This window comes from Corallococcus caeni (assembly GCF_036245865.1).
GTDB classification, from domain to species: domain Bacteria; phylum Myxococcota; class Myxococcia; order Myxococcales; family Myxococcaceae; genus Corallococcus; species Corallococcus caeni.
The window spans coordinates 380555-407198 of record NZ_BTTW01000008.1; the positions used below are offsets into that span (position 1 = coordinate 380555).

Here is a 26644-nt window from a genome sequence, read left to right on the forward strand (position 1 = left end):
CATGCGTAGGGTAGGATCCCGCTGACGCCGTCGCGTGTCGGTCTGGATGTATGTGATTTGGCTGGTCGTGGACGTGTCCGGAATGGATCCTTACATTGTCTGGCAATGTTGAAAGGACCTCTGGATGGGATCGCGCCGGTGGCGATCTCTGGTTTTGCGTTTGCCTTGCCGGGCGCTCGCACACTCGATGAACTGGCGGAAGTGCTGCACGGGGGGAAGACAACGTATGGCCAGTGGCCCGAGGAGCGCATTCCCCGGGCCCTGTATCTGGACCCCACGGCGGCCGTGGGCGCGGCCCGGACGTCCACGTTGCTGGGTGGGGTCGTTGGATCGCGCGAGCTGCCAGGGCAGGAGGCTCCGCACGGATGGGTGGTGGAGACGGCGCACCGGGCCCTGGCCTCGGCGGGTCTGGCTCCCGGCTCGCTTGGCGGGCAGCCCGTCCCGGTCTTCCTCGCGCACTCACGCGGGGGTGGGCATGGGCTCTACGACGCCGCGGTGCTGGCCGTGGCGGGCCAGCTCCAGCCGTACCTGGTGCACGGCGCGCATCCGAATGAGTTCTCCCATCAAGAGCTGACGGACCTCACCCGGAAGGTGCGCCAGTCGCTCCGGGAGTCGTTCGGGCCGGACTTCGTGGAGGACCCGAGGGAGCGCGCCACTCACCGGCTGGCGAGCGCCATCGCGGAGGCGCTTGGGACCACGGAGAAGGCGCTGCTGGTGGACGGGAACTGCACCGGCGGTCTGGCCGCGATCGAACTGGCGGCGCGGGAGCTGGCGAAGGGGGCGCCGTGGGCCATCGCGGGGGCGCTGTCCTACGTCGACACGGTCAACCAGGTCCTCTATTCGAACTCACGCCTCCTGTCGTCCGACGGCTGCTTCCCGTTCGCCCAGAAGGGCAACGGAACGGTCATCTCCGACGGCGTGGTGCTGCTGGTGCTCACGAGTCTGGAGCGGGCCACGCAGGAGCGGCTCCCCATCCACGGGGTGATCCGTGGCGTCGGTGGTGCGAACGATGGCGCGGCCGAACCGTACATGCTGGTCCCGAACCCGCGCGGCCACGAACTGGCGGTCCGGCGTGCGCTCGAGCAGGCAGGCGTGGCGCCCCGGGAGCTGGGCGTGATCCTCGCGCACGGCACGGGCACGCGGACCGGGGATGCGGTGGAGGCGAAGGTCTTTGATCGGGCCCTGAAGTCACATGGGGAGGCCGACCAACCCGCGTCGCCGGTGCCCGTCATGTCCATCAAGGGGAACCTGGGGCATGCGAAGGAGGCATCGGGGCTGGCGAACCTGATCGCGCTGCTCGCCATGTTCGAGTCCGGCGGCATTCCGGGACCGGTGCATGGGGACAAGCCCCGGAGCCTGCTCGAACCGGGAGGCCTCATCGAGGTCGAGAAGACCGCCCGGTCCTGGCCGGCCGGCGAGCAGCCGCGCATCGGAGGCGTCAGCGCCATCGCGAGCGGAGGCCAGAACTACCACGCGGTGGTGGAGGACCGGCCTTCGCCCGCACGGGCCCGGGCGCTGCTGCGAGGCACGCGCAAGCGCTCTGCGAGGGGGGACGAGCCCATCGCCATCGTGGGCATGGCGGGAGCGTTCGCGCAGGCCCCGGACCTCGCCACGCTGTGGACGAACCTGCTGCGGGGCCGCCGCGCGTTCCGGAGGCTGCCGTTCGGACCTGGAGCGCCGCTGGACCTGGATGCACACCGGTTCGCGGGCAGCGCGAGCCAGTACGACGAACGTCCCGCCGACATCCTCCGGCATGATCCGCTCCACTACCTGCTGGTGGACCTGGCGCGGAGCGCGGCCTCGAAGGTCTCCATTGAACGGGGAAGCAACATCCCGGTGGTCGTCTCCGCGGAGCACTGCAGCGAGTACGGCCTGCGCCAGGTCGCCGCGGCACGTCTGCCGGAGCTTGAGGAGCACCTCCAGCGAGTGCTGCGCGAGACGGGCAAGGACCCCAAGGGGGTGGCCCGCACCGTGCGAGCGGCGATGAAGCGCCTGTCAGGCGACCTGCCGGAGCTGTGGGCTGGAAGCCTGTTCAACCTGTCACCCAGCTTCATGGCGGCGAGGATCGCCCGAGCGTTCGACCTGACCGGACCGACCTGCGCCATCGAAGCGGGAGGCGCGGCTGCCTCCATGGGGGGATTGGAAGTCGCCTGCGGGCGGCTGTCGTCGCGAGAGGCGGACGCGGTCTTCTGGGCGACGGCGGACATGCGGCTCGGAGTCACGCGCATGGCGGACGAGGGCACGCTGGGGCTGCTGTCCCGCCGGGAGGCGCCGACCGCGCTCGATGCATCCTCCGACGGCTATCTACCCGGGGAAGGCGCGACGGTGTGCGTCCTGCGGCGCTTGTCGGATGCGCAGGAGCGCGGCGAGCCGGTGCTCGGGATCATCCGGGCGATGGGGAGCGCGTTCGGAACGCCCCAGGACCACGAACTCGTCTCCGAGCCCGCGATGAGTCTCGCCATCCGGCGTGCGTGGTCGCGGTGTGACGTGTCGGCCGACGCGCTCGCTTTCGTGGAGTGCTTCGGCAGTGGTCATCCTGCCAGCGACACTGCGGAACTCGCCGCCCTGGGCCGGACCCTCGCCACCGCGCGAGCCCGGCCGCTCCCCATCGGCGCGGTCATGCCGAACATCGGCCACACCGGAGCCGCCGCAGGAGCCGCGAGCCTGATGAAGGCGCTGTTCACGCTGGCCGCGAAGCAGGTCCCCGCGACCGTGGGAGTGACAACCCCACTCGTCGGTGCTGCCGACAACCTACGAGTCGTCACGGAAACGCACGAACTGAAGGACGCGCGCTTCGCAGGCGTCAACGCAGCAGGCGGCGGAGGCACCCACTACCACGTCGTGCTCGAAGCCGGCCCCGACCTCCAGGTGCCGGGACCATGAGCCTCCACGCGGACGTGAAGCAAGCGTGCGGCCTGAACCACGCGGAGATGAAGCGCCATGCGTGGACTTCCACGACGAAGCTCCCAGGGAACCACCCATGAACCTTCACCCGAGCGTGAAGAAAGCGGGCGGCCTGAGCCTCGCGAAGGTGGAGCGTCATGAATGGGCTTCCACGACGAAGCTCCCAGGGAATTACACATGAGCCTCCAACGTGAGGATGTCCTCGGGCATCTGGCGAGGGACCTTCATGAACGGATTCCGATGACGAAGTTCCTCGGGATCCACTTCGTGGAGTTCGAGCCCGGCCGCATCGTGCTCGCGGCGCCGCTGGGCCCGTCGTTGAACCACCGGGGGACGGCGTTCGGTCCAGGGGTATTCACCTCGGCGGGACTCGCCCCGTGGCTGTTGCTCGTGCGGGCGGCGTGGGCGGAGCGGCTGTCCGTGCAGATCCTGTTGCGCCGCTGTGAGTTCGCCATCCACCGGCCCATCGCTTGCGACTACCGGGCCAGCTGTGACGCGTTGCCCGCGCTGGAGGCCGACACGCTTCGTCAGGGAGGCAAGGTTCGGCTCACGGCCACGTCGCAGGTCTTCATTGACGAGGGCGCAGCCGCCGCGACCTATACGGCGCACTTCACGTTGATCGGTTCCTCGGGGGCAGGGGAGGGGGACCTGGCATTGCCCTTTCCGGAGGCGTGGCGGACATGATCTACCGCAAGCTCTGCGGCATCGACGTGTCGGTCTTCGCCCTGGGCGCGGCCAACTTCGGGGGCATCGGAAGCTCCCGGAAGCTGCTCGGCCAGGGAGAGACCGAAGCCGAAGCACATGCGCTCCTGGACCGCGCGGTGGCGCTGGGGATCAACCTCATCGACACGGCGGGCACCTACGCGGACGGAGCCAGCGAAGCCATCATCGGCGCATGGCTGGCGTCTCGCGGTGCCGCGATGCGGGACCGGGTGCTCATCTCGTCCAAGGTGGGCCTGCGCGGGGGGCTCGGGCGGAAGCACGTGTTCGCGGAGGTGGACCGCTCGCTCGCGCGGCTTCGCATCGACACGCTCGACTTCTACCTGTCGCACGTGCCCGATCCAGCGACACCGTGGGATGACGTCCTTGAGACCTTCCAGTCCCTCGTGAGGGCAGGGAAGGTCCGTCGCTTCGGCTTGTCGAACGTCGCCGCGAGCGACCTCTGGCGCTGCGCGGCTCCACGCTCGGGCGGCCCGGTGGGATTCGGCTGGGTCCAGAACCGCTTCAACCTGCTCGAACAGGACGACGCGCGGAACGGCGTGCTGGAGGCCTGCGCGAAGCTGGGCCTCCAGTACACGCCCTATTCACCGCTGGCGGGCGGCCTGCTGAGCGGCAGGTACGCCATCGCGGGGGAGATTCCAGAGGGCACGCGCATCGGGCAGCGCCGGGACCTCTACGCGAAGGCCTGGACCCCGGAGAACGCGGCCCGGGTCGAACACCTGAAGGCGCAGGCCTCCGCTTACGCGCTGTCACCGTCAGGCCTCGCCACCTGGTGGCTGGTGCACTGCCCGTTCGTGACGTCGATCCTCGTCGGCGCGCGCAGCCCGGAGCAGCTCGAACAACTCGTGTCCGAAGCGTTGGGCCTGCCCGCGAACGACGCCCTCTGGCGAAGCCTCACCGCCACTTCCACCCAGGAGCCATGACGTGCGAGCGATTGTCTGCCGGACGTGGGGCGGGCCCGAGCAGCTCACCCTCACCGAGGTCCCCGAGCCTGTTCCGACGCCCGAAGAGGTGAAGATCGACGTGCACGTCTGCAGCGTGAACTTCGCCGACCTCCTCATGATCGGCGGGACCTATCAGACCCGTCCCGAGCTGCCCTTCGTGCCGGGCCTGGAGGCCGCGGGCACCATCGCCAACGCCCCCGACGGCTCAGGCTTCAAACCCGGGGACCGCGTCGTGGCCATCCTCTGGCACGGAGGCTACGCCGAACAGGCCGTGGCCTCCGTCCAGGAGACGTTCCTGCTGCCATCGGGAGTCTCGTTCGACGTTGCCGCCGCATTGACCAGCGCCTACGTGAGCACCGCCCTGGCACTGATCCGCGTCGCCCACCTGAAGCCTTCGGAGGTGCTCCTCGTGCTCGGAGCCAGCGGAGGCGTGGGGCTCGCGGCGGTGCAGCTGGGCAAGGCGCTGGGCGCCAGGGTCATCGCGGTCGCGAGCACACCGGCCAGGCGCCTCATCGCGCTCGAAGCCGGCGCGGACCGGGCCTTCAGCTCCGCTGACGATGACTGGAAGGATCAGGTCCTCGCCGCCGCGGGGCCCGCGGGCGTGAGCGTCTGCTTCGATCCGGTGGGCGGCCCGCTCTTCGACCCGGCGCTCTCGACGCTGGGTTGGGGCGGCCGCTACGTGCTCGTGGGCTTCGCCGCCGGACAGATACCGAGCATTCCCGCCCACCGGCTGCTCGTGAAGCACCGCGCGGTGCTGGGCTCGTCGCTGCGCTACTTCCGCTACCACGACCCGGCCGCGCTGCGCGAAACCATGGACCAGCTCTTCGCCTGGTACGCGCAGGGCCGCATCACCCCGCGCATCACCCTCCGCCTCCCCCTGGAGCAGACCGCCGATGGCCTGCGCACCCTCGCGGAGCGACGCGCCATCGGCAAGGTCGTGGTCCACGTCCGCGAGGGACGCGACGCGCCGCCCGGCGCTACGTGAACGAGCGGGGCAGCCCCAGCACGTGCTGGCTGATGTACGACAGGGCCATGTTCCGGCTCACGGGCGCGTTGATGAACAGGCGCACCTCGCGGAACTTGCGCTCCACGTCGTACTCCTCGGCGAAGCCGTAGCCGCCGTAGGTGTCCATGCACGCGTTGGCGGCCTCCCAGGCGGCCTCCGCGGCCAGGTACTTCGCCATGTTCGCTTCGGCCGCGCAGGACTGGTGGTTGTCGAAGAGCGTCGCGGCCTGCTCCGTCAGCATGGACGCGGCCGTGAGCGCCGTGTGCGCCTTGGCGATGGGGAACTGCACGCCCTGGTTGGCGCCAATCGGCTTGCCGAACACCACGCGCTCCTGCGCATAGGTGACGGCCTTCTCGATGAACCAGCGGCCATCCCCGATGGCCTCCGAGGCGACGAGCACCCGCTCCGCGTTCATGCCGTCCAGGATGTACGAGAAGCCCTTGCCCTCCTCGCCAATCAGCCCCTCGGCGGGCACCTCGACGTTCTCCAGGAACAGCGCGTTCGTCGCATGGTTGAGCATGGTCCGGATGGGCCGGACCTCCATCCCCTGCGTCTTGCGCAGGTCGAGCAGGAACACGCTCATCCCGTCCGTCTTCTTGCGCACCTCCGCCCGAGGCGTCGTCCGCGCGAGCAGGAGCATCAGGTCGGACTGGAGCACGCGCGAGATGAAGATCTTCTGGCCGTTCACGACGTAGCGGTCCCCGCGCCGGACCGCCGTCGTCTCGATGGCGGTGGTGTCCGAGCCCGAGTTCGGCTCCGTCACCGCGAACGCCTGGAGCCGCAGCCGGCCCGCGGCGATCTCCGGCAGGTACCGCTGCTTCTGCGCCACGGAGCCGTGACGCAGCAGCACGTTCATCACATACATCTGCGCATGGCACGCGGACGCGTTCCCGCCGAAGTGGTTGATTTCCCCCAGCACGACGGCCGCCTCGCGCAGCCCCAACCCGGCGCCGCCGTACTCGGCCGGGATGAGCGCGGCCAGCAGGCCTGCTTCGGTGAGGGCATTGACGAAGTCGTGGGGGTATTCACGCTCCGCGTCGAGGGTCCGCCAGTACTTCGCGGGGAAGCGGTTGCACAGCGCACGCACGGACGCGCGGATCGCGTCCCGGGTCTCATGGGAGTCCATGCGTGAAGGATGTCCGTCCCCCCATGCTGACTCCAGGACAGGGCGGGTCCGCGCGGGAGCACCACGCGAGTCCACCCCCGGGGTCCGTTGGAGTAGAGTCCCCGGCTCCATGGAGCGCACCGGCGCGGCGGCGATCATCATCGGCAACGAGGTCCTCACCGCGAAGGTGAAGGACGAGAACGGCCCCCACCTCATCCAGCGGCTGCGGGAGCTTGGCATCCCGCTGGTCTCGGTGGAGACCATCCTGGACGACGTGGACGCCATCGTGGACGCGGTGGCCCGCGCCCGGCGCAAGGCCCGCTACGTCTTCACCAGCGGGGGCATTGGCCCCACCCACGACGACGTCACGGTGCGCGCGGTGGCGCTCGCGCTGGGCCGGCCCGTGGTGCGCCTGCCGGAGATGGTGTCGGCCATCCAGGCCCGCGCTGGCACGTCACCGGTGACGCCGGAGTCGCTGCGTCTGGCGGACGCCCCCGAGGGCGCGGTGCTCCTGGCCCAGCCGGGCATGTGGTTCCCGGTGCTGACGGTGGGGGACATGTTCCTGCTGCCGGGGGTGCCACAGCTCTTCCGGCTGCAGCTGGAGACGGTGCTCTCACGGCTGAGCGGCACGCCGGTGCACCTGGTCAACCTGTACTTCAACCTGGGCGAGAGCGCCCTGGCGGCGGTGCTGGACCGCGTGGCGTTGGACATGCCCCACGTGGCCATCGGCTCCTATCCCGTGTTCGACGCGGCCATGGACTACCGCGTGAAGGTCACGGTGGAGGCCCCGGAGCGGGCCCACGTGGATGAAGCCGTGGGCCGGCTGCTCGCGGGGTTCCCGGCGGACGCGCTGGTCCGCCGGGAGTAGCGCGGGCCCGGAGGCCCGGTGGACGACTACAGCGACAGCCCCAGCCGCTGGCGCAGCCGGAAGAAGTCGTCGGTGAGCAGCCACGACAGCAGGGCCTTCAGGTCCGCGCGCTCGCGCACTGCCTGGAGGATGGCTTCGGGGCTCTCCTGCTTGTTGGCCACGATGTTCGGATCCTCGCGCAGCAGCATGGTGAGGCCGACCGACGGGTCTCCGCACACCAGCAGGCCCGCGCGGTCCGCGGAGTAGGCGAGCGCGTCCACCACCGAGGCCACGTCGATCTTCGACTGCTCGGCCAGGGTCTGCGCGGGGCCTTCCGAGGCCTTCATCGCCTTGCGGTTGAAGGCCTTCTTGAGCTGCTTCGTCATCTCGTCGTTGCGCCGGCCCAGGCCGTTGAACTGCTGCACGTGGACGCGGATGGCGTTGCCGAACAGGTCCACCGTCTCGCCCTGGGACGTCTTGGAGAGGACGGCCGTCTTGTTGAGCAGGCCCAGCACCGCCTTGCCGATGAGGAACTTCTGCTCGCGGGCGTTGAAGCGGCGCACGACGTCCTGGCCCACGCACAGGGACAGGGGCTCCGTCGTCTCCAGCTGCAAGAGGCCGCGCCGGGCCAGGTAGACCTCGAACTCCTCCACGCCGAAGGTCTGCGCCACCGCGCGCACGGCCTTGAACACGGCCGAGTCCGGCTTGAGCTTGTCCGTCTTCGGGTTGACGCCGAGCATCTCGAACTGCGGCGGGAACACCTTGCCCAGGTGCTCACCCATGGCGCGCAGGAGGTCCGTCAGCGGGCCCCGCGCGGCGGGGTGCATGAGGACGGTGTCCACGTCATTGGCGGGCAGGGCTTCACGCGGCTCCTGCGGCTGCCGGACGCGGGCCTCCGAGTAGAAGGCCTGCTCCACCTCGTTGGTGGCGCGCAGGAACGTCAGCACCGCGGCGACGGCGAACGCCTTGTCCTGCTGCTTCTGGGCGTCCCACAGCTTGAACAGCGCATGCAGGCTCTCCACGCGCGCGGGGTCCAGGCGAAGCAGCTGCCGGTGCTCCTCGATGGCCAGCGGGTAGCTGGCCATGTCGCGGCCATACAGCTCCGCCAGCGCGGCGCGGGCCTGGAGGTTCTGCGCATCCTGCTCCACGATCTGCCGGTAGATGACGGTGGCGCGAGCAGGCTCCGCCAGCGGGCCCGCGTAGAAGCCCGCCACGCGGATGCGCAGGGCCACCGCGCGCTTGACGTCCGTGGACGCCGTGGCGGCCGCCTGGGCCTCCAGCATCTGCGCCAGCTCCGGCAGGTTGCGCTGCCGCTCGTAGAGGGCCACCAGCCGGTCCACCAGCGCGGGCTCGCCCGGCGTCAGCTCCAGCGCCTTCTTGTAGAGCGCCGTGGCGGAGGCGACGTCGCCCAGGCCCTCGTCGTGGATGCGCGCCAGCTCCACGGTGAAGCGAGCGCGGGCGTCGTTGGGCAGGTCCTGATCCAGCAGCCGCCGCAGGCAGTCCACCGCGCCGCCGAAGTTGCGGCCCTGCGCGTACACCGTCGCAAGCCGCTCCAGCGCCTCCGGGTGGCGGGGCAGGGTGGCCAGCGCCGTCTGCAGGTGCGCGGCCGCGCGGCCCGGATCATTGAGGTGCTGCTGGTAGAGCGCGCCCAGCGTCAGGTGGTGCTGCGCGAGCACGCGAGGGTCACCGCCCTGCTGCACGCGCTGGCCAAGCATCTGCGCGGCCTCCGCGTACTGCTGCGCCTCCAGGAGGAGCAGGCCGCGCGTCTCCAGCGCGTCGGGGAAGCCGGGCCGGGCCGCCAGGGCCTTCTCCAGCACCGCGAGCGCGCGGGCGCGGTCACCCAGGGCCACGTTGTGCAGCCGGGCCGCGGTGACGTACGCCGCCGCCGCCGCTTCCACGTCGCGCTGCGCGAGCCGGGCCTCCGCGCGCCGCTCGTGCAGGGCCGCGAGGTCGGAGGAACCGCCGCGCTGCGCGAGCAGCTCCTCCAGGCCGGTGGCGGCGCCCGGGTGCAGCGGGTCGCGCTCCAGCGCCAGACGGTAGAGGGCTGCGGCGCCGTCGGGATCATTGAGCTTCTGGGCCGCGAGCTTCGCGGCGGCGACGAAGCCCTCGATGGCGCTCTTGGCGTCGCGGCTCGCGCGGGCCTCGGTCTCCATCATGGCGCGGGCGGTGGCGAAGTCGCCCCGGCGCAGGGCCACGCGACGGGCGCCCTGGAGCGCGGGGAGGCACTGCGGCTGGAGCTCCAGCGCCTGCCGGTACAGCGCGGCGGCCGGCTCCAGGTCGGGGTTCTTCTCCGCCAACTCGGCGGCGCGCAGGAGCAGCTCCAGCGCCTCCGTGGCGTCGGTGGTGACGGCCAGCCGCATGCCGTACATGCGCGACAGGGCGGCGGTGTCACCCGTCTGCCGCAGCACGCGCTCCAGGCTGAAGGCGAGCCGCGCGTCGGAGGGATCCGCGTCGAACGCGCGCTGGTAGACCTCCAGGGTGCGCTCGGTGGGCGGGCCCTTCTCCTGATCCGCGGCGGCCAGCAGGCGCAGGGCGCTGGACAGGCGCGGGTCGGTGACGCGGTCGGCGATGCGCGTGCGCAGCTCCGCGCGGCGGGGGCGGTCCGACACGCGGATGCGCTCCAGCAGCGTGAGGGCGGTGAGGTTGCCGGGCTCCAGGCCCAGCACGGACTCGCAGCACTGTGCGGCGCGGGACGGCTCCTGGAAGCGGTCCAGGTACAGCCGCGCCAGCTTGAGGTACGCGGTCACCTTGGCCGCGGGCGTCTGGCCCACCTGCGTCTCGCGGTCGAGGATGGACACCAGCTCCTTCACGTTGTCCTGCGCGACGTACAGGCGCTCCAGCGCGCGCAGCGTGGCGGCGTGGCCCGGCGTGAGGCGCAGCACTTCCTGGTAGCCGTCGATGGCCAGCTCCGGCCGACCCAGCTGGTCCTCCCAGATGGCGGCGGCCTGATACATCGCGTTGGCGCGCTCCAGCGGGTCGGTGCGGTTGGCGGCGTCCGCGCGCAGCACCTCCACCAGGCTCTCCCACGCGCCGTGGGCCCGGTGGATGCGGGCCAGCGCGCGCAGCGCCGGGAAGTAGCTGGGCGCCAGCATCAGCGCCTCCTGGTACGACGCCAGCGCCTCGTTCTCCTGCTTGAGGCGGTGCTCGTACAGCTCGCCGATCTTGTAGATGAGCGCGGCGGCCGCGTCGGTGGAGGCCGAGATCTCGGACTCCGCGCGGTACATGTCGATGAGCTTCTCCCAGCGGCCGTCCTGCGCGTACAGCCGGCCCAGGGCCTTGAGCGCGGGCAGGTACGAGGGCGACAGCGCGAGCACGCGCTCATACGCGGTGATGGCGCCCACGCGGTCCTTCAGGTGCTCGTCCAAAATCTCCGCGTTGCGGTGGAGCAGCGACAGCACCTGCTTGGTGTCCCCGGCGAAGGACGCCTCCAGGTCGTTGGTCTCCAGCAGCTCGCGGTAGCGGCCGGCGCGCTCGTAGAGGCGGGCCAGGTTGCGCAGCGTGGGCAGGTGATCCGACGCCAGGTCGAGGATGCGCTTCATGCACTCGATGGCGTGGTCGAGGTCGCCCAGGCGGTCCTCGTAGATGACCGCCATCTTGTTGAGCGTGGTGATGACCTGGTCGCGGTCGGACGTCTGGAGCAGGTCCTGCTCGAACATCGACACGAGCTCGGCGAAGCGGCCCTGGCGCTCGTAGAGGCGGGTGAGGGCCTTCTGCGCGGGGAGGTAGCCGGGCTGGAGCTGGAGGCACGCGTTGTAGCGCGCGATCGCGTCCTCCTGGCGGCCCAAGCGCTCCTCCAGGATCTCGGCCGCCTTGTACATGCGCGCGGCCTTGCCCTTGGCGTCCTCGGCGGCGGTGACCTCCGCGTCGAAGACGGCGACGAGGCCCTCCCAGTTCTGCATCCGGTACGACAGCTTGCCCAGGCCCGCGAGCGCGGCGGCGTGGCTGGGGATGCGGGAGAGGATGGCCTGGTAGCGGGCGGCGGCCTCCTGGTCGCGCTTGAGGTCGTCCTCGTACAGCGCGGCGAGGCGCAGGTTGATGGCGACGAGCTCGCTCTCGTCGTTGATGGAGCCCACCCACGCGAGCAGCACGTCGGCCAGCTCCTCGAAGCGGCCTTGAGTCTCGTAGATGCCGGCGAGCGCGCTCAGCACGAGCGGCTCATTCGGGCTCACGCGCCGGGCTGCGAGCAGCGCGGACAGGGCATCGTCCTTGCGGCCCAGGCGGTCGTGGATCTTGGCGATGTGGAGGTACGCGGGAGCGGCCTGGGAGCCCTGGCCCTCGGCCTCGGAGAGGAGGGCGGAGAGGAGCTCATCGGTGCGGCCCTCGCGCTCGGCGACGCGCTTGACGGCGGCTTGGAGCAGCGGGTCGGAGCGGTCGAGCGCGAACGCCTCACGGAACGCCGCGGCGGCGGCCTCCTTCTGCTTGAGGCGCTCCTCCAGGACCATGCCCGCGGAGGTGAGGTAGTGGGCGCGAAGGGACGGCGGGACGACGGCGGCGGCGAGCAGCCGGTAGATCTCCACCAGCGCGCCCGCGTCGTTGCGGGACGCGTAGACGGACTCGAGCTGGGTGAGGAGCGTGACATCGGTGGGCTTGCGGTCCAGGGCCTGGCGCAGGGCATCCGCGGCGTCGTTGTCGCGGGACAGGCGCTCCTCGAGGATCTGCCCCTTCTCGAAGAGGAGGGAGGCCTGCTGGCGAGGGTCCTCGGAGGCGATGAGCTCCGCGTCGATGAGCTGCACGACCATCTGCCAGTTGCCGACGTCGGCGAAGAGGCGGCGAGCGGCGCGGATGTTGGCGAGGAAGCGCGGCGCCAGCTTGTAGGCGTTCTGGAACGCGACGGCGGCGTTGCGAGGATTCTTGAGCGGCTCTTCCCAGAGCAGGCCGACCTCATGGAAGAGGAGGGCGGCCGTCTGCGGCTCGGTGGTGGCGAGCGCCTTGGCCTCGCGCTCCATGGAAGCGATGCGCTCGCGGGCATCATCCTCGGCGCTGGCGGTGGGGACGGGAGCGGGGAGGGTGGTCACGTTCTGGGCCAGTGTCTGCGCCGCGCCCGTCGGTTCGGGGACTCCGGGGGGAGGCACCGATGCGGAGGACGAAGGCCGCGTGACGTCATTGCGCTCGCTCATGGAAGCCGGCTCCAGGCACTTTGGAATTGAGAGGGGGAGACTGAACGGGAGTTCGTACCACGCGCTCGGCTGGCCCCTCAACTTCCCGTCTTTCCTGGCGATTTGAGTGCAGGGGAGGCAGGCGGACGGGCGCTGGGACGGTGATGGGGACTGCGTGTGGGAGGCCGTGTTGCTCCAGTGCGGAGGGGCGTGCTTGGCTCCTCACTCCCCGTGAGCCCGCCCCCCGTCGTCGATCCCCCGATTCCTGTCGCCGCGAAGGATCAGGCGGCCCTGGAGAAGTACGTCGGCCACTGCTACTCGCTGGCCCGCTACCAGAGCACCGACGTCCTCGTGGTGGAGAGCTTCACTGGGGAGAAGCAGCTGTGGGTCAGCCCGCATTACGGGGGCTACCGCAACGCCTGGACCGCCGCCTTCGGGCCCGTGGTCTCAGGGCATGATGTCGACCACATCTACTCGAAGAACCGGGGGAAGATGTACGGGTACGGGTACGTGCGCTGTGCCCTGGTGGACTCGAAAGCCAATCAGCGGAGCGGTGAGTTCGAGTCCCTGATGGGGAAGGTGTTCGAGGCGAACAAGGCCTTCCACGGGAACCAGGCGATGCAGGCCCAGGAGATCCGCTACGCGGACGCGGTGCAGGAGGCGAAGTTGAAGCACCTCGCCTTCAAGCCCAAGGATTCCTACGCGCCCCTCCAGCGACAGGGACAGGCCATCCTGTCGGGCTCGCGGCTGGTCGGAAAGACGACGCGGCTGACCCCACAGTCGGGACCGCAGGTCACGGTTCCGCTGCAACCCGTCAGCACGCAGCCGGTGGCGGTGAAGCCGCAGTTGACGCCCGTGCCCCTGAAGCCGTTGCCGCCCGCGCGGAAGTTCCAGGTCACGGCCGTGACGCTCCGCCGGACCTCGAACGCGATCGAGGTCGTCCCGGGGACCAAGTCGTACAATTGGTCCGCTTCGGTCGTCGAGTGGATCATGAGCGGCCTGATCACCGCCGCCAATTACAAGCGCACGCAGGCCGCACTGGACAAGATCCTCGACCGCGTCGGACCGCATCTCCCGAAGAATGGCGGAGTGCTGATCGCGACCATCTACGAACATCCAGACAACGCGGCCCAGTACGGCTACTCCACGGAGCTGTTCATGTACGCGTACGTCCTGGGCTATGGCGCGACCGCGCAGGAGGCGTACGAGCACCACCTGCAAGAGATCTCCCGGCCGGGGTACGCCACGCTGTCACCCGCGGCCAAGAAGAACTGGTCGAAGGTCGAACACCACGTCTGGATCCGGAGCGAGGACCGCTGACGCGCCGAACGCCTCACGCTGGATGGGCAGTCACTCGCCCTGACAAGTCAGGGGTAGCGGGTCCAGCTGGCAGAAAAGCTGGGACTCACCTCAGAGAACGCGTCACCAGACGTGTAGTGATGCAGGGTGATGATGGTGGTTTCTGGTGAGGCATGGACGAGACAAAATCCGCTACCGTACATGTGGCGCGTTGCGGTGTACTCGTCTGGCGTAGACGTCGGCGTGATATTCTCAAACTTCAGATCGCCGTTCAGCCAGCAGCCGTCTCCGTCGTTGGTCATGTACCCATCGCCGCCAGAGATTGACACGATGCCGGGCCACCCACCTGACTTCCAGGTTCCGATGAGTGAATCTCCTGGTGGCAGCAATGCTGCTGTCTGCGTATTCACCTGAGGATCGGTGGGAATTTCCTCTCCACAAGCAGTGGTCAGAAATGCGAGAAGCGCTGTGGCTGCCAGGTGTCTGGTCATGAAATCCCTAGTCAAGCAAGGGCAGGGCCGCTGATTGAGCCTGGCTAGCATTGCACCAGGCCGCCGGGCATGCAAGCGCTTGATGTGAAAGTTGAGCGGATTGAGGCGTTCGCAGGTGCGTCCACGTGCTTCATGAACTGTCTGTCAATCACTCGTCCGCCACATCCAGCTCGGCGATGAGTCCTGACTGACTGAACAAGACCTTCCAGCGCAGCGTCTGGTCCTTGCCGTACACGGCGCGGTAGGTCCGCGTCAGGTGGTCGGCCGAGTCCTCCAGGAGGACCAGGCGGCTCAACCGAGGCATTCCGCCAAGCTGGATGGGCAGCCACTCGTTCAGGTCCGCGAGCGCGTCCTTCGCGGCCCCGGTGAAGTGGCGGGCATCCGCCTTGCCCTCGACCAGCGCCGGCAAGAGTTGCTTCAAGGCCTGCGTCCGCTCCGGCGTAGCGTCGGTGATGCCGGGATCATTCAGTAAGGGAGGGGACGGCAAGTAGAAGTTCGCCACGCCGTGCGCGAGATTGGGGACCAGCTTCCGCTGGTTCGTCAGCACGACCACGGAAAGCTTGTCGTCCGGGTAGTAGACCGTGTCCGAAAGCGCAGGACCGCCGCTGTGACCCACTTCGGAACGTCCTCGGTAACGGCCCACGGTCCACCCCACCGCGAAGCTACTGGGCTTGCCGTTGTTGAGTGTGGGAGGCGTCCACATCGCGGAGCGCAGTTCTGGCTTCAAAAGCTTGTCGCTCATCAGCGCGGCCACGAACCTGGACATGTCCGCGACGGATGAGAACAGCCCACCGGCTGCCAGCGTATAATGCGGATACACGAACCAGTATTGCTGCTGGTGGTCGGTGCGCCACTGATAGGTCGCCGACCGCTCAGGAATCACGTCACTGGTCAGGACAATGTCTTCCTCGGTGAGAATGGCATGGTCGAAGCCACTGTTCGTCATGCCCAGGGGCGTGAAGATGCGGTCGCGCAGGAGTTGCGGGTAGGGCGCACCGCCCACCTTCTCCAGCACGTGGGTGAGGATGACGAAGTCGTCCGAACCGTAAGCCGCCTTCTCACCCGGTGCCGACGCGAGCGGGACCTTCTTCGCCGCCTCGACGGCCACCGCGACGCTGGAGACATCGGCGTTCACCGGCCCGGGCTTCATTCCGGACGTGTGGCTCGCAAGCTGACGAACCGTGATGTCCTTCCAGGCCGGCGGACAGTCGGCGATGTACTGGCAGACGCGGTCATCCAACTGGAGCTTTCCCTGGCCCACGAAGTCCATCAGCAGTACCGCCGTGAACATCTTGGTGCCAGAGGCAATCTGGAACGCCGTGCGGGTGCTGGTCGGTGCGTTCCATTCCAGATTCGCCGTGCCGTAGGCCGCGAGCTTGATCACCTTGCCGTCACGGACCACCGCGACTGCCGCGCCAGGGATGTGGTTGCGAGCCATCTCCGCGCGCAGGAACGCATCCACCTTGTCAGGTGCGCCCCAGGCCAGTTGCGTCCATCCCATGAGGAACAACAGGCACCAACGTTGAGTGTTCATGATCAATTCTCTTTGGAGGTGCTCGGAAGCCCGAGAAGCGATTCCGTGAATGCGAAGAGCTTCGAATCATCCGGCCGCAGGTTGCTCAGGATGATGACGGTGCGGCCATCGTCGAGGACGCGCCAGGAGACGGTGCGATAGGCGCCGCTCGTCCCGTCGTTCGTCGCGACGGTGTGGGCGGACTGCACCTGGGTCTCATAGGTCCGGACGCGGCCTCCCAGGGCGTAGGCGGATTCGGGGCGCTCGACGGTCAGCAGCGCCTTCCTGGATGCTGGCGACAGGAGCTTTCCCGAGAGCACGCCGTGATTCAGTCGCAGCATGTCATCGGCGGTGCTGTAGAACCCGCCACCGGTCACCAGGTAGTTCGGGAGCGTGTAGATGCGACGCTCGACCTTAGGTTCCAGGGCGCGATACCCCAAGGCAAGGTTCGGAACGTTTCCGGCTTCGCCCGCCGCGATGCCGCTGTCCGCCATGCGCAGAGGCTTGAACACAAGACGCTGAGCGAGCTGCGCGTAGGACTGCCCGGAGACGCGCTCCAGGATGGCCTGCACGAGAATCCAGTTCGTGATGTTGTAGTCAAAGCGCGTGCCCGGCGTGAACACGAGGTCGCCGCTCGCGTACCGCGTCACCGCTTCAGCCTGGGGACGCGTCTCACTCTCGATGCTCGGGTCCTTCTTGAACGCGTCCATGAGCCCATTGGGCAGACCGCTGCCATGGCTGATCAGGTGGCGCAGGGTGATCTGCTTCCCCGTGTCCGCGCGGTACTCCGGGAGGTGCGTGAGGATGGGTTCGTCGAGCGACAGCTTCCCCTCGTCCACAAGGCGCAGGACCACGATGGACGTGAGCCACTTGCTCACGGAACCCACGAAGAAGCGGCTGTTCCGCGTGAGGGGCTCCTTCGCTTCGGCGTTCGTGACCCCGAACGCCTCCACGTACTCAGCACGCGAGCCCTTGCCAACGAGGATGACGCCGTTGAAATGAGTGTCGGCGGCGAACTGCCGGGCTTTTGCTCGGACCCCGTCTTCCGCACGCGCCGACAGCGAGACGCAAAGGCCAGCAAGCAGCCCCAAGGAGGTCATCCTGAAGTGATTCACGGACATGAAGTGCCTCGATGGTCGGGCTTGGCCTACGGTCAATTGAATCCCGGATACGTCGGGAGACGAAGCCGATTGCATGAGCGCCGCTCTTGGGGAGTGTCATGCGTATTGTCGGTGTTGCTTCAGCGTCCACCAATCTTCGGGAAACGCTCGTACGCTTTCAGAAGCGCGTCCAGGTGCGCTGGCTTGTCGAGCTCGAGTGGCGTGTCCGTGAGTTGCACGATCCATCCATTCGTCGGTGTGCGTCGTGCCCGCGAGAGCAGGTCTGCGTCACGCGAAGGGGCCGGAAACCCGAGCGCACGCGCGGAAGCGTCCGACCAATGGTTCAGCCACCCAAGGCGATGCGGAATCGCAGGAGAGGAGCGCGCATCCGGCGCCATGAGGACCGGAAGGCGTCTCGGTGGAGATGGAGGCCCGTCCAATGTGGGGGCTGTCTGCTCAGCAATGTCTGCTGCCGCTGCGAACGGCGTCAAGTCTCCCCACCGGGCATCGGAAGTCTCCGCTACAGCCGCCAATACAGCCTCTGCCAGGCCAATCACAGTGGCATTCAGGGGAAGTCTCATATGCACTTCAAGCTGAGGCTTGCCTCCAGGGCCGTCCGGATTCTCCAGCCCGTAGAGCGTCACAGGCGTCTGATCGTCGTCGTTACAGAGGAACGGCAGCCCGCCGTCCGTCGTGTTGGCCGCGACCCAGTCATCACGGTGCTTCAGGGGGATGAGCTCTCCCTTTTCAGAAGTCGTCCATGCCAGCCTTAAGCCAGGAAGGGCATGCTCCACGCCATGAACAATGGCGAGAGGCCGCTTGTCGGCGAGGGTCAGCGCGGGTGCGTAGACAATGAGGCTCAAGAAGTCCTGCGCGGAGGGCATTTCAACACCAGTCCATGAGAACGACCTTGAGCCTTGCTGTCTGCTCGAAGCAGCGCTTGTTTGTGGGCCTTGCTACGAACGCCAATGACGAACTCGTATCCGCAGGCCGTGGCCAGGGCTTGTTCGCGGCGCAGTTCCGGGAGCTTCATCTTCACGAAGAAGTCCTGTGACCGGAGCGGTTGCTTTTCGAAGTCGTCTGTTTTTACTTCCCACAGCGTTCGTGTCGCCGGCACCAAGGCATCGAAGTATTTTCCGTTGACGAGCACATTCAGGCCACGGAACGCGTTGCCTCGAACGTCGTTGGCGCACTGGTTGTGGGGTTCATTCCCTCCTCGGGGAGGGCCCGGAACCGGTCTGCATTCCGGACGGCGCTCGTACTCCGGTGACTCTGGCGGCGCCGGGGGAAACACGTCCTGCGGTGACGGTGCTGGCTTGGGACCTCGGTGAGCCGAGGAGGCAGGCAGAACGGGCTTCGTTCGAGGCTCGACCACTTCCTCCGCGGGCCAGCTCCCCTTCAACTCATAGTCAGCGAGCGCTTCCTCGATGGCGACCGCAACCACCAGCGCACCAATGACAACGACGGCGCCCACGGCAATTTCCGGAGCTGCCAGGACACAGACGCCGATGCCCATTGCGGCGGCCCCGGCCGAGGCCACTGCGCACCGTCCTGAGGGATCATTGAATCGGATCCGGTCATGGTCGAGCGCCGGAAAGCACCTCTCGACAAGCTCAGACCATGGCTGGGAAGCCTCCCGAACAGCACAGCGCCCGTCATCCGTCCACGGTAGCGCCGCTGCTCGCTGGAGGTTGGTGAGCCTCGGGGTCCGGGATACATGCAGTCCCGTGCTCGGTGCTGACGTGGCGCACGCGGAGAGAAAAAGCAAAAGCGCAGCACAAGCCCGCAGTCGCATGGCGACCATCCTTCCGGCGAGCTGGTGGCTCGCGTGTCACTGCTAACTGAGTCGGGCTGGAGCAGCTCCGGACGCCGGCCCGGAGCTGTCTCGAATCAGAGGCGCTTCAGGCAGTCGCTGACCGCACCGCCTCGCGGATCGCCCCGGACTCAACCAGCGCAGTGACGGCCGTGATGTCGTGATGCAGCTCGCGGTCCCGATCCATGTGCGGAACCTTGCTGCGCACCAACTCGTACGCCGCCAGGACGCCCTTGCCAGGCTTCACCGGCTGACGGAAGTCCAGCGCCTGCGCCGCGACCAGCACCTCAATCGCCAGACACGAACGCGCGAACTCCGACACCTGACGGCCCTTCAGCGCAGCCGTCATGCCCATGGACACGTGGTCCTCGCGGCCCGCGGAGGAGGGGATGGAGTCCACGGAGGCCGGGTGGCTCAGGATGCGCGACTCCGCCACCAGGGCCGCCGCGGTCACCTGGGCGATCATGAACCCGCTGTTCAAGCCGCTGTTCTTCGCGAGGAACGCGGGCAGACCCGACAGGCTCGGGTTCACCATCTGCTCCACGCGGCGCTCGGAGATGCTCGACAGCTGCGTCAGGGACATGGCCACCACATCCATTGCCAGCGAGATGGGCTGACCGTGGAAGTTGCCTCCGGAGATGATGTTCCCCGTGTCCACGAACACCAGCGGGTTGTCCGTCCCGCTGTTCACCTCCACCTCCAGGATGCGCCTTGCGAAGGCCAATCCCTCACGCGCGGAGCCGTGCACCTGCGGGATGCACCGGAGGCTGTAGGGATCCTGCACCTTGCTGCAGTTGACGTGCGTCTCCACCAGCTCGCTGCCCTTCAGAATCCGGCGCAGGTGCTCCGCCACCGCCTTCTGGCCCGCGTGCGGACGCACCGCGTGGATCTCCGGCAGGAACGGCTTGTGGCTGCCCAGCAGGCCCTCCACCGTCATTGCTCCCGCGATGTCCGCCACGTCCGCCAGCATTTCCGCTCGCAGCTGCGTCAGCGTGCCCACCGCGCACATCGCCTGCGTGCCGTTGATCAGCGTCAGGCCTTCCTTCGCCTCCAGCACCACCGGCTTCAGGCCCGCCTTCTCCAGCGCCTGCTTCGACGGCATCCGCACGCCCTCGAAGAACGCCTCGCCCTCGCCAATCAGCACCAGCGCCAGGTGCGCCAGCGGGGCCAGGTCTCCGGACGCGCCCACGCTTCCCCGCTCGGGGACCACCGGCACCACGTCCCGGTTCAACATGTCGATGGCCAGGCTCAGCGTCTCCATCCGGATGCCGCTGAAGCCCTTCGCCAGCACGTTGGCCCGGAGGAGCAGCAGCACTCGCGCTTCCGGCAGGGGCAGCGGATTCCCCACGCCACAGGCGTGCGACAGGATGAGGTTGCGCTGCAGGTCGCGCAGGTCCTTCCGGTCGATCCGCACCTCCGCCAGCGTGCCGAAGCCCGTGTTGATGCCGTACGACGGCGTGTCCCCCGCCGCCACCCGGTCCACCAACGTCCGGGAGGCCTGCACCCGCTGCGCGGCTTCGGGCGCGAGCTCCACCGTGACTTCGTGGCGGGAGACCTGGAGGATCTCCTCCAGCTTCAGGGTGTCACCATCGATGAGGAGGCGGGAGCGGGACATGTCTTGGTACTCCAGGAATGCGGCTTGAAGTCGTTGGGCCACGAACGCTAGCGGATTCGCGGCAGGCAGGTTGAGGGCCCTTTACACCCGGGGCCCGGCGCCCATATAGCCTGCGCGCGTCCGTGCAGGGAGGTCGCAAGCCCCGTGGCCCTCATCGTCCAGAAGTACGGCGGTACCTCGGTGGGTGACACCGAGCGCATGAAGAACGTCGCTCGCCGCTGCCTCGCTGCCCAGAAGGCCGGCCATGACGTCGTGGTGGTCGTGTCCGCCATGTCCGGTGAGACCAACCGCCTGCTCAAGCTCGTGGCGCAGATCACCGACCGGCCCGACGAGCGCGAGCAGGACGTCGTCGTCGCCACGGGCGAGCAGGTGTCCATCGGGCTCGTCGCCATGGCCATCCAGGCGCAGGGCGGGAAGGCCGTGAGCTTCCTCGGCCACCAGGTGCGCATCGTCACCGACAGCACCTTCTCCAAGGCGCGCATCAAGAGCATCGACGCGGAGCCCATCCGCGCCGCGCTGAAGCAGGGGAAGATCGTCGTCGTCGCCGGCTTCCAGGGCGTGGACGAGACGGGCAGCGTCACCACACTCGGCCGCGGCGGGTCCGACACGACGGGCGTCGCGCTGGCCGCCGCGCTCAAGGCCGACGCGTGTGAAATCTATACGGACGTCGACGGCGTCTACACCACCGACCCCAACGTGTGCCCGGCCGCGAAGAAGCTGGACCGCATCACCTACGAGGAGATGCTGGAGCTGGCCAGCCTGGGCGCCAAGGTGTTGCAGATTCGCTCGGTCGAATTCGCCATGAAGTACAAGGTGCCCCTGTGGGTGAAGTCTTCCTTCACCGAGGATCCGGGCACGCTCGTCTGCGAGGAGGACGCATCCATGGAGGACGTGCTGGTTCGAGGGGTCGCCTACGACCGGAACGAGGCGAAGATCACCGTGGTCGGCGTGCCGGATCAGCCGGGCATGGCGGCGAAGCTCTTCGGAGCGCTCGACGCGAAGCACATCGTGGTGGACCTCATCGTGCAGAACCCGTCCCGCGACGGGCGCACCGACGTCACCTTCACCGTCGCCAAGTCCGACTTCGCCAAGGCCCACGAGGTCGTGAAGCAGGCCGCGCAGGAAGTGGGCGCCACGGGCATCGAGGTCGATGACGCCATCGCCAAGGTGTCCATCGTCGGCGTGGGCATGCGCAACCACTCGGGCGTGGCCGCGAAGATGTTCCAGACGCTCTCCCAGGAGGGCATCAACATCCAGCTCATCTCCACGTCGGAGATCAAGACGTCCTGCGTGATCCACACGAAGTACACGGAGCTGGCGGTGCGCGCGCTGCACACGGCCTTCGGGCTGGACGCGCCGCCCCCCGTGACGGCCAACCCCACCGTGTCCGAGGTGGACGCGCTCAAGGGGCAGAAGGCCTGAGGCGGTTCGGGCGCACGTCCGCGCTCGCGGCGCTGTCGCTGGGGCTGCTCGCCCTGGGCTTCACGGCCCGGGCGCGGTGGCCGGACTCGCGGCCTTCGCTCGACTGCCCGCCGGAGGCCGTGCGCCTGGACCCGGCGGGGCTCGCCACGTGCGGCCCGGGGACGGTGCCCACGGGGAGCCAGGCGCTCGCGCTGGGGCTCAAGCTGGACCTGAACGCGGCCTCCGAGTCCGAGCTGGCCCTGTTGCCCGGGGTAGGCCGCGACCTGGCCAAACGGCTGGTGTCCGCCCGCGAGGCGCAGGGCCGGTTCGTGAGCTGGGAGAACGTGGACGCCGTGCCCGGCGTGGGCGCTGCCAAGTTGGAGACCCTCCGGGCAGCCACGGTGCTGGACCCGGCGGCGGCCAATGGGAGCGTGTGGTAAGGACGGCCGGTGCAGATCGCCTGCCCGCAATGCTCGATGCAGTACGTGCTGGATGCCCGACTCCTGCCGCCTGGCGGCGCTTCGGTGCAGTGCACGCGGTGTGGCCATGTGTTCAAGGCCTCGCCCACTGGCGTCATGGCTCCCGCGCCGAAGATTCCTCCGGCGGGTGGGGGAGACCGTACGGGGGCGCCGTCGTCCACGCAGATCTTCGGCGGTGAGAGCGGCGCCAACCTGAAATCCACGAACCTGTTCGCGGGTTCCACCACGGCGTCCGGTTCCTTCGTTCCGCAGCCGACGCCGCCTTCGGGCGCGGTGTCCTCGTCGGGCGTGATTCCTCCGCCTCCGTCCGTCGCGCCGGTGTCCGGCACGCAGCCTCCGGCGATGGGCACCACGCGTGCCTTTGGCGCGGTGGGGCCCGGCATGGGGGCTCCTCCCGCGGCGGCGACGGGGCAGGGCGCGGCTCCTGTCGGGACCACGCGCGCGTTCGGAGCCGTCTCCGCGTCGTCCTCGGGTTCGTTCCGTCTCTCGGAGCCTGGGGCTTCGGCGGCGGGGAACTCGACGCGTGCGTTCGGCGCGGTGCAGGGCCCTCCGGCTCCGGGTGCCTCCGAGGTGAGCAGTGGACCGACGCGTGCGTTCGGCGCGGTCTCCGGACCCGCGGCCGCGTCCCCCGGTGGGGTTGAACCAGGGGGCTCGACGCAGGCGTTCGGGGCGGTGGCCGGCCCTTCGGAGTCCTCCGCGCCCCGTTCCCGGTCCTTCGAGAACATCTCGCCCTCGGACGACACGGGGAGTCCACCCTGGTCGGCCGCTGGCGCCTCGCGCTCCAAGCTCGTTCCGGAAGGCCACGGCGACGCGCCCTGGGCAACGGGCGCGCCGACCGCGACCGTCTCCCTGCCCGACGACGACGCACCCTTCGCTCGCACGGAGCCCTCCAGGGCCGCGCCAGCGCCTTCCGGCGGCGCATCGCTGCTCGGGAGTGGGCTGGACCGGCCCCTTCCTTCGCGCAAGCCCTCCAGCGACCTGCCTCCGGAGCTGCTCGGGGCCTCCCGCACCGGCTCCGTGGTGATCGAGGACGGCGACCGGCGGTCCTCCACGCTGAGCCGGGTGCTCCTCGTGCTCGCGGTGCTCGCGGGCATCGCCCTGGCCGGGTACCTGGCGTATCCCGCCTTCCGCGACCGCAATGCCGCCATGCCGGCGGAGGCCGTGGACAAGAAGGAAGCCGCCGTCAAGTCACTGCGCCGTGATGACGCTGCGTCGCGCGAGCAGGCCATCCAGGACCTCAAGGCCCTGGCCACCGCCCACCCGAAGTACGCCGAGGTCCAGGCCGAGCTGGCCGTGGCCTACACGCTCCAGCTGAGCGACCTGCACGCGGAGTTCGACCAGCTGCGCCTCCAGGCGGAGCTGCTCAAGCGGCAGTTCGACGAGGTGAACTCCGCGAGGTCGTCGCCCGGTTGGATGGGGCAGGCGAACGCCCTCCGCGCGGAGATGAGCGAGGCCGAGCGCGCCATGAGTCCGCTGCGCACGACCATCGCCGAGCGGCGCAAGGGGCTCGACGCGCTGGTGGAGAGCCTTCGGGCCGCGCCGGACGTGGAGCCCGCCGCGACCGTCGCCGCGCGCCTCAAGGCCCAGTCCCTCTACGCCGCGGTGACGGGCGCCTCCAACGCGCTGGGCCTCGCGGAGCGCCTGCGCCAGGCGGAGCTCACGCCGTCCTGGAGCGTCGTGGCCCGCGCCGAGTTCGCCCTCAGCTCCGGCTCTCCCGCCGCCACCCTCCAGGCCGTCTCCAAGGAGCTGGTCGCGCTGCGCACCCAGGACCGGACCTTCCTGCGGCCCTACTTCCTGGGCGCCCGGCTGGCGCTCCGCCAGAACGACCCGGACACGGCCCGGAACCTGCTGAACGAGCTGCTGGCGCTCAATCCCAAGCACGAGCTGGCGAAGCGCACGCTCGCCCAGCTCCCCGCCGCTGGCGCCACGCCCTGAAGCGTTGACCGGATCACCTCCGTCTCACCCTGGAGAAACTCCAGTCCTCCCCAGGGGCTCGCTGGCTCTCTCGCCCTGAAGTCCCTCTGAACGTCCAGGCACGCGCCTTGCTTTGTCCACGGGCGTCGAGGACTCGGGGTTGGGAGGGTGGGTCGATGGCGGAGGTCTTCTTCTGGTGCGCGGCGCTGGCGCTGGTGCACACGTATTTTCTCTATCCCTTGAGCCTGTTCGCCCTGGAGGGCGCGGCGCAGGTCTTCCAGAACCTGCGGAAGGTGCGCTCGGGGGAGGCCGCCCGGACGGGCGTCAGGGCAGGGCCGCTGCCGTCGGTGAGTCTGGTGGTGGCCGCCTACAACGAGGCGAGCTGCATCGAGTCGAAGCTGAAGAACAGCCTGGCGCTGGACTACCCCGCGGACCGCTTCGAGGTCGTCATCGGCTCGGACGGCTCCACGGACGGCACGGACGGGCTCGTGCAGCAGTGCACGGATGACCGCGTGCGGCTGTCGCCCGCGGCCCGCGCCGGCAAGACGACGGTGCTCAACCGCTGCATCCCGTCCGCGCACGGCGACATCGTGCTCCTGTCGGACGCGAACACGATGATCGAGCCGGACGCGGTCCGGAAGATCGTCCGCCACTTCGAGGACCCGGAGGTCGGCGCCGTCTGCGGCAAGCTGCGGCTCTACAACCCCACGAAGCAGGACTACGAGGAGAGCGCGTACTGGAGCTACGAGTCCCTCATCAAGATGTACGAGGGCCGGCGCGGCGCGGTGGTGGGGGCCAACGGCGGCCTCTACGCCATCCGGCGCTCGCTCTTCACGCAGCTGCCTCCGTCCACCATCGTGGATGACTTCGTGATTCCGCTGCGCATCCTGGAGAGCGGCTACAAGGTCGTCTACGAGGAGGGCGCCGTCGCCCACGAGGAGACGACGGAGGACTACGACAAGGAGTTCGGCCGGCGCGCGCGCATCGCGGCGGGCAATTTCCAGAGCCTACGCCTCGTGCCCGGGCTGCTGCTGCCCACCGCGGGCTTCCCCGCGTTCGCCTTCTGGTCGCACAAGCTCTTGCGCTGGTGCGCTCCCGCGCTGATGGCGGCGGCGCTCATCGCGAACCTGTTCCTGCTCGACAGCCTCTTCTACCGCGTCACCCTGGGCGCGCAGCTGGGCTTCTACGCCCTGGCGTACCTGGGCCGCTCCGGCGTCTTCAAGAGCGGCGTCGCGAAGAAGGCCACGTCCATCGCGTACTACTTCGTGACCATGAACATGGCGATCGCCGTGGGCTTCTGGCGCTTCCTGCGCAACTCGCAGCGCGCCGCGTGGGACCGCACCGCCCGCGTGCCGACCTCCACGTCGACCTGACCTTCACCCGCTTTGGCAGTGCAAGCCCGTCGGTTCCCCGCGGCGCTCCGGCTGGTTCCGGAAGCGCACGGCTGGAATCGACGGGCTTTCCTTTTGAGTCCTACCGGGCCGCGACCGCCAGGGGCTTCGCCGGGCCGGAGGGCAGCACGCTGCCGAACGCGGCGAAGAGCTGGCCGGTGAGCACGTGCGGCTGGCCGGGGGCGGGGCTTCGCAGCATGTCGTTGAGCACCTCGCCCGTCTTCGGATCGCGGGGCAGGTGGGGGCGCGCCAGGTTCATCCGGTAGCGCACCACGCCGCGCTTCACGCGGTGGATGACGGTGACGGTGCCGTCCGCGTCCACGCCGTCCACCAGCCCCACGTGGGTGAGGCCGTCGTTGCGCCGGCCGTCGCGGTTCTGATCATACGTCTCGCGGAAGAACACCAGGTCGCCCGGCACGGGGCGTCCGTCCGTGTACACGCGGCCGTTCGCCCGGGCGTAGCGGTAGAGCGCGGTGACGCCGTTGTCCCCGGGCTTCAGCGTGCCCCGGAACTTCACGCCCGCCTGGGCGTACGTGGCCTCGATGAGCGCCGTGCAGTCCGCCGGGTAGCGCCGGCCGTTCACCTGCACCGTGGGCTGGCCCACCAGGGCGCGCGCCGTGGCCAGCACGCGCTCACGCGGGGTGCCCGTGGGGGCGGGGCTGGCGGGCGTCTGCTTCACGGGCGTGACGGTGGGGCGAGGCTTCGCGGGGGCCTTCGCCACCGCCGGGGCCTTGCCGCGCGTGGGGGCCTTCGCGGGGGCGCGGGGGCTCTCGCGGACCGCCACCTCCGAGGACAGCGTGGCGCGCGGGAAGGCAGGAGGGGAGGCGGAGCGGTAGCGCACGGCATCCGACGCCACCCAGGCGCCCACGGGGGATCCGGTCGCACAGCCCGTCGTCATCGCCAGCATCGCCATCCATGCGCCCAGCTTCATGGCCACCTCGTCCTGTAGCGTCCTGGGACGGAGGCTCCCTCCACTGGTGCGTGTAGGCAAGAAAACCACCCAGGC

19 protein-coding genes are annotated in these 26644 nt (G+C 69.0%); 10 read left to right on the forward strand and 9 right to left on the reverse strand.

Annotated elements, in window-relative coordinates; genetic code table 11:
- The first annotated feature begins 105 nt into the window (after positions 1-105).
- The 4 genes from AABA78_RS30830 to AABA78_RS30845 all read left to right on the forward strand — a co-directional run bounded on the left by AABA78_RS30830 (position 106) and on the right by AABA78_RS30845 (position 5553).
- Positions 106-2883, forward strand: coding sequence for a beta-ketoacyl [acyl carrier protein] synthase domain-containing protein (locus AABA78_RS30830; RefSeq protein ID WP_338268640.1), 2778 nt, complete (start codon positions 106-108; stop codon positions 2881-2883).
- Positions 2884-3081: 198 nt separating this feature from the next.
- A complete protein-coding gene (locus AABA78_RS30835) occupies positions 3082-3588 on the forward strand; it encodes a YiiD C-terminal domain-containing protein (protein WP_338268643.1) in 507 nt (168 codons plus the stop codon).
- Entirely contained in the window at positions 3585-4547 is a 963-nt protein-coding gene (locus AABA78_RS30840; protein ID WP_338268644.1) for an aldo/keto reductase, read from the forward strand. The genes AABA78_RS30835 and AABA78_RS30840 overlap by 4 nt, the downstream gene beginning before the upstream one ends.
- Position 4548: 1 nt before the next feature.
- Positions 4549-5553, forward strand: coding sequence for an NADPH:quinone oxidoreductase family protein (locus tag AABA78_RS30845; protein ID WP_338268646.1), 1005 nt, complete (start codon positions 4549-4551; stop codon positions 5551-5553).
- On the opposite strand, the gene AABA78_RS30850 is transcribed toward AABA78_RS30845, so the two are convergent.
- On the reverse strand, positions 5546-6700 hold the full coding sequence (locus AABA78_RS30850; protein WP_338268648.1) for an acyl-CoA dehydrogenase family protein: 1155 nt from the start codon (positions 6698-6700) through the stop codon (positions 5546-5548). The genes AABA78_RS30845 and AABA78_RS30850 overlap by 8 nt on opposite strands.
- Before the next feature lie 109 nt (positions 6701-6809).
- Between AABA78_RS30850 and AABA78_RS30855 the strand changes: the two genes are divergently transcribed.
- Positions 6810-7547: a competence/damage-inducible protein A gene (locus tag AABA78_RS30855; protein WP_338268650.1), complete on the forward strand. Its 738-nt coding sequence runs from the start codon at positions 6810-6812 to the stop codon at positions 7545-7547.
- Positions 7548-7573: 26 nt separating this feature from the next.
- Here the strand turns inward: AABA78_RS30855 and AABA78_RS30860 are convergent, their stop codons facing one another.
- On the reverse strand, positions 7574-12643 hold the full coding sequence (locus AABA78_RS30860) for a tetratricopeptide repeat protein (RefSeq protein WP_338268652.1): 5070 nt from the start codon (positions 12641-12643) through the stop codon (positions 7574-7576).
- 210 nt (positions 12644-12853) lie between these two features.
- On the opposite strand from AABA78_RS30860, the gene AABA78_RS30865 reads away from it, so the two are divergent.
- Positions 12854-13942: a hypothetical protein gene (locus tag AABA78_RS30865; RefSeq protein WP_338268653.1), complete on the forward strand. Its 1089-nt coding sequence runs from the start codon at positions 12854-12856 to the stop codon at positions 13940-13942.
- A gap of 47 nt (positions 13943-13989) precedes the next feature.
- On the opposite strand, the gene AABA78_RS30870 is transcribed toward AABA78_RS30865, so the two are convergent.
- From AABA78_RS30870 to hutH, 6 genes are all read right to left on the reverse strand, one after another.
- Entirely contained in the window at positions 13990-14412 is a 423-nt protein-coding gene (locus AABA78_RS30870; protein WP_338268655.1) for a hypothetical protein, read from the reverse strand.
- Positions 14413-14560: 148 nt separating this feature from the next.
- The gene (locus AABA78_RS30875; RefSeq protein ID WP_338268657.1) at positions 14561-15946 is read right to left on the reverse strand and encodes a serine hydrolase domain-containing protein; all 1386 of its coding nucleotides are present in this window, start codon (positions 15944-15946) and stop codon (positions 14561-14563) included.
- A gap of 2 nt (positions 15947-15948) precedes the next feature.
- Positions 15949-17046 (reverse strand): serine hydrolase domain-containing protein, encoded by a 1098-nt coding sequence (locus AABA78_RS30880; RefSeq protein ID WP_338268658.1) that lies wholly within the window; start codon positions 17044-17046, stop codon positions 15949-15951.
- Positions 17047-17165: 119 nt separating this feature from the next.
- Positions 17166-17909, reverse strand: a complete 744-nt coding sequence (locus AABA78_RS30885) for a DUF5953 family protein (RefSeq protein WP_338268660.1) — start codon at positions 17907-17909, stop codon at positions 17166-17168.
- A complete protein-coding gene (locus AABA78_RS30890) occupies positions 17885-18541 on the reverse strand; it encodes a DUF6310 domain-containing protein (protein WP_338268662.1) in 657 nt (218 codons plus the stop codon). Before AABA78_RS30890 ends, AABA78_RS30885 begins: the two co-directional genes overlap by 25 nt.
- Positions 18542-18926: 385 nt before the next feature.
- On the reverse strand, positions 18927-20453 hold the full coding sequence (gene hutH, locus AABA78_RS30895; RefSeq protein ID WP_338268664.1) for a histidine ammonia-lyase: 1527 nt from the start codon (positions 20451-20453) through the stop codon (positions 18927-18929).
- A 144-nt stretch (positions 20454-20597) separates the two neighbouring features.
- Here hutH and AABA78_RS30900 point away from each other — a divergent pair, with 144 nt between their 5' ends.
- The 4 genes from AABA78_RS30900 to AABA78_RS30915 all read left to right on the forward strand — a co-directional run bounded on the left by AABA78_RS30900 (position 20598) and on the right by AABA78_RS30915 (position 25620).
- Positions 20598-21875: an aspartate kinase gene (locus AABA78_RS30900; RefSeq protein WP_171420900.1), complete on the forward strand. Its 1278-nt coding sequence runs from the start codon at positions 20598-20600 to the stop codon at positions 21873-21875.
- A gap of 119 nt (positions 21876-21994) precedes the next feature.
- Positions 21995-22294: a ComEA family DNA-binding protein gene (locus tag AABA78_RS30905; protein ID WP_338268667.1), complete on the forward strand. Its 300-nt coding sequence runs from the start codon at positions 21995-21997 to the stop codon at positions 22292-22294.
- Between the two features lie 9 nt (positions 22295-22303).
- Complete coding sequence (locus tag AABA78_RS30910; RefSeq protein ID WP_338268669.1) at positions 22304-24268, forward strand: zinc-ribbon domain-containing protein; 1965 nt, start codon at positions 22304-22306, stop codon at positions 24266-24268.
- 155 nt (positions 24269-24423) lie between these two features.
- Positions 24424-25620 carry a glycosyltransferase family 2 protein gene (locus AABA78_RS30915; RefSeq protein ID WP_338268671.1) on the forward strand — a complete coding sequence of 399 codons (1197 nt, stop codon included), beginning with the start codon at positions 24424-24426 and terminating at the stop codon, positions 25618-25620.
- A 100-nt stretch (positions 25621-25720) separates the two neighbouring features.
- On the opposite strand, the gene AABA78_RS30920 is transcribed toward AABA78_RS30915, so the two are convergent.
- Positions 25721-26569, reverse strand: a complete 849-nt coding sequence (locus AABA78_RS30920) for a CHAP domain-containing protein (RefSeq protein WP_338268672.1) — start codon at positions 26567-26569, stop codon at positions 25721-25723.
- Positions 26570-26644: the final 75 nt, after the last annotated feature.

What these genes read in the sequence shown, in the direction of transcription:
- hutH (WP_338268664.1), bottom strand. Translation starts at nt 20,453, where the DNA reads ATGTCCCGCTCCCGCCTCCTCATCGATGGTGACACCCTGAAGCTGGAG.
- AABA78_RS30855 (WP_338268650.1), top strand. Translation starts at nt 6,810, where the DNA reads ATGGAGCGCACCGGCGCGGCGGCGATCATCATCGGCAACGAGGTCCTC.
- AABA78_RS30860 (WP_338268652.1), bottom strand. Translation starts at nt 12,643, where the DNA reads ATGAGCGAGCGCAATGACGTCACGCGGCCTTCGTCCTCCGCATCGGTG.
- AABA78_RS30830 (WP_338268640.1), top strand. Translation starts at nt 106, where the DNA reads ATGTTGAAAGGACCTCTGGATGGGATCGCGCCGGTGGCGATCTCTGGT.
- AABA78_RS30920 (WP_338268672.1), bottom strand. Translation starts at nt 26,569, where the DNA reads ATGAAGCTGGGCGCATGGATGGCGATGCTGGCGATGACGACGGGCTGT.
- AABA78_RS30835 (WP_338268643.1), top strand. Translation starts at nt 3,082, where the DNA reads ATGAGCCTCCAACGTGAGGATGTCCTCGGGCATCTGGCGAGGGACCTT.
- AABA78_RS30870 (WP_338268655.1), bottom strand. Translation starts at nt 14,412, where the DNA reads ATGACCAGACACCTGGCAGCCACAGCGCTTCTCGCATTTCTGACCACT.
- AABA78_RS30890 (WP_338268662.1), bottom strand. Translation starts at nt 18,541, where the DNA reads ATGGGCATCGGCGTCTGTGTCCTGGCAGCTCCGGAAATTGCCGTGGGC.
- AABA78_RS30915 (WP_338268671.1), top strand. Translation starts at nt 24,424, where the DNA reads ATGGCGGAGGTCTTCTTCTGGTGCGCGGCGCTGGCGCTGGTGCACACG.
- AABA78_RS30885 (WP_338268660.1), bottom strand. Translation starts at nt 17,909, where the DNA reads ATGCCCTCCGCGCAGGACTTCTTGAGCCTCATTGTCTACGCACCCGCG.
- AABA78_RS30840 (WP_338268644.1), top strand. Translation starts at nt 3,585, where the DNA reads ATGATCTACCGCAAGCTCTGCGGCATCGACGTGTCGGTCTTCGCCCTG.
- AABA78_RS30880 (WP_338268658.1), bottom strand. Translation starts at nt 17,046, where the DNA reads ATGTCCGTGAATCACTTCAGGATGACCTCCTTGGGGCTGCTTGCTGGC.
- AABA78_RS30850 (WP_338268648.1), bottom strand. Translation starts at nt 6,700, where the DNA reads ATGGACTCCCATGAGACCCGGGACGCGATCCGCGCGTCCGTGCGTGCG.
- AABA78_RS30875 (WP_338268657.1), bottom strand. Translation starts at nt 15,946, where the DNA reads ATGAACACTCAACGTTGGTGCCTGTTGTTCCTCATGGGATGGACGCAA.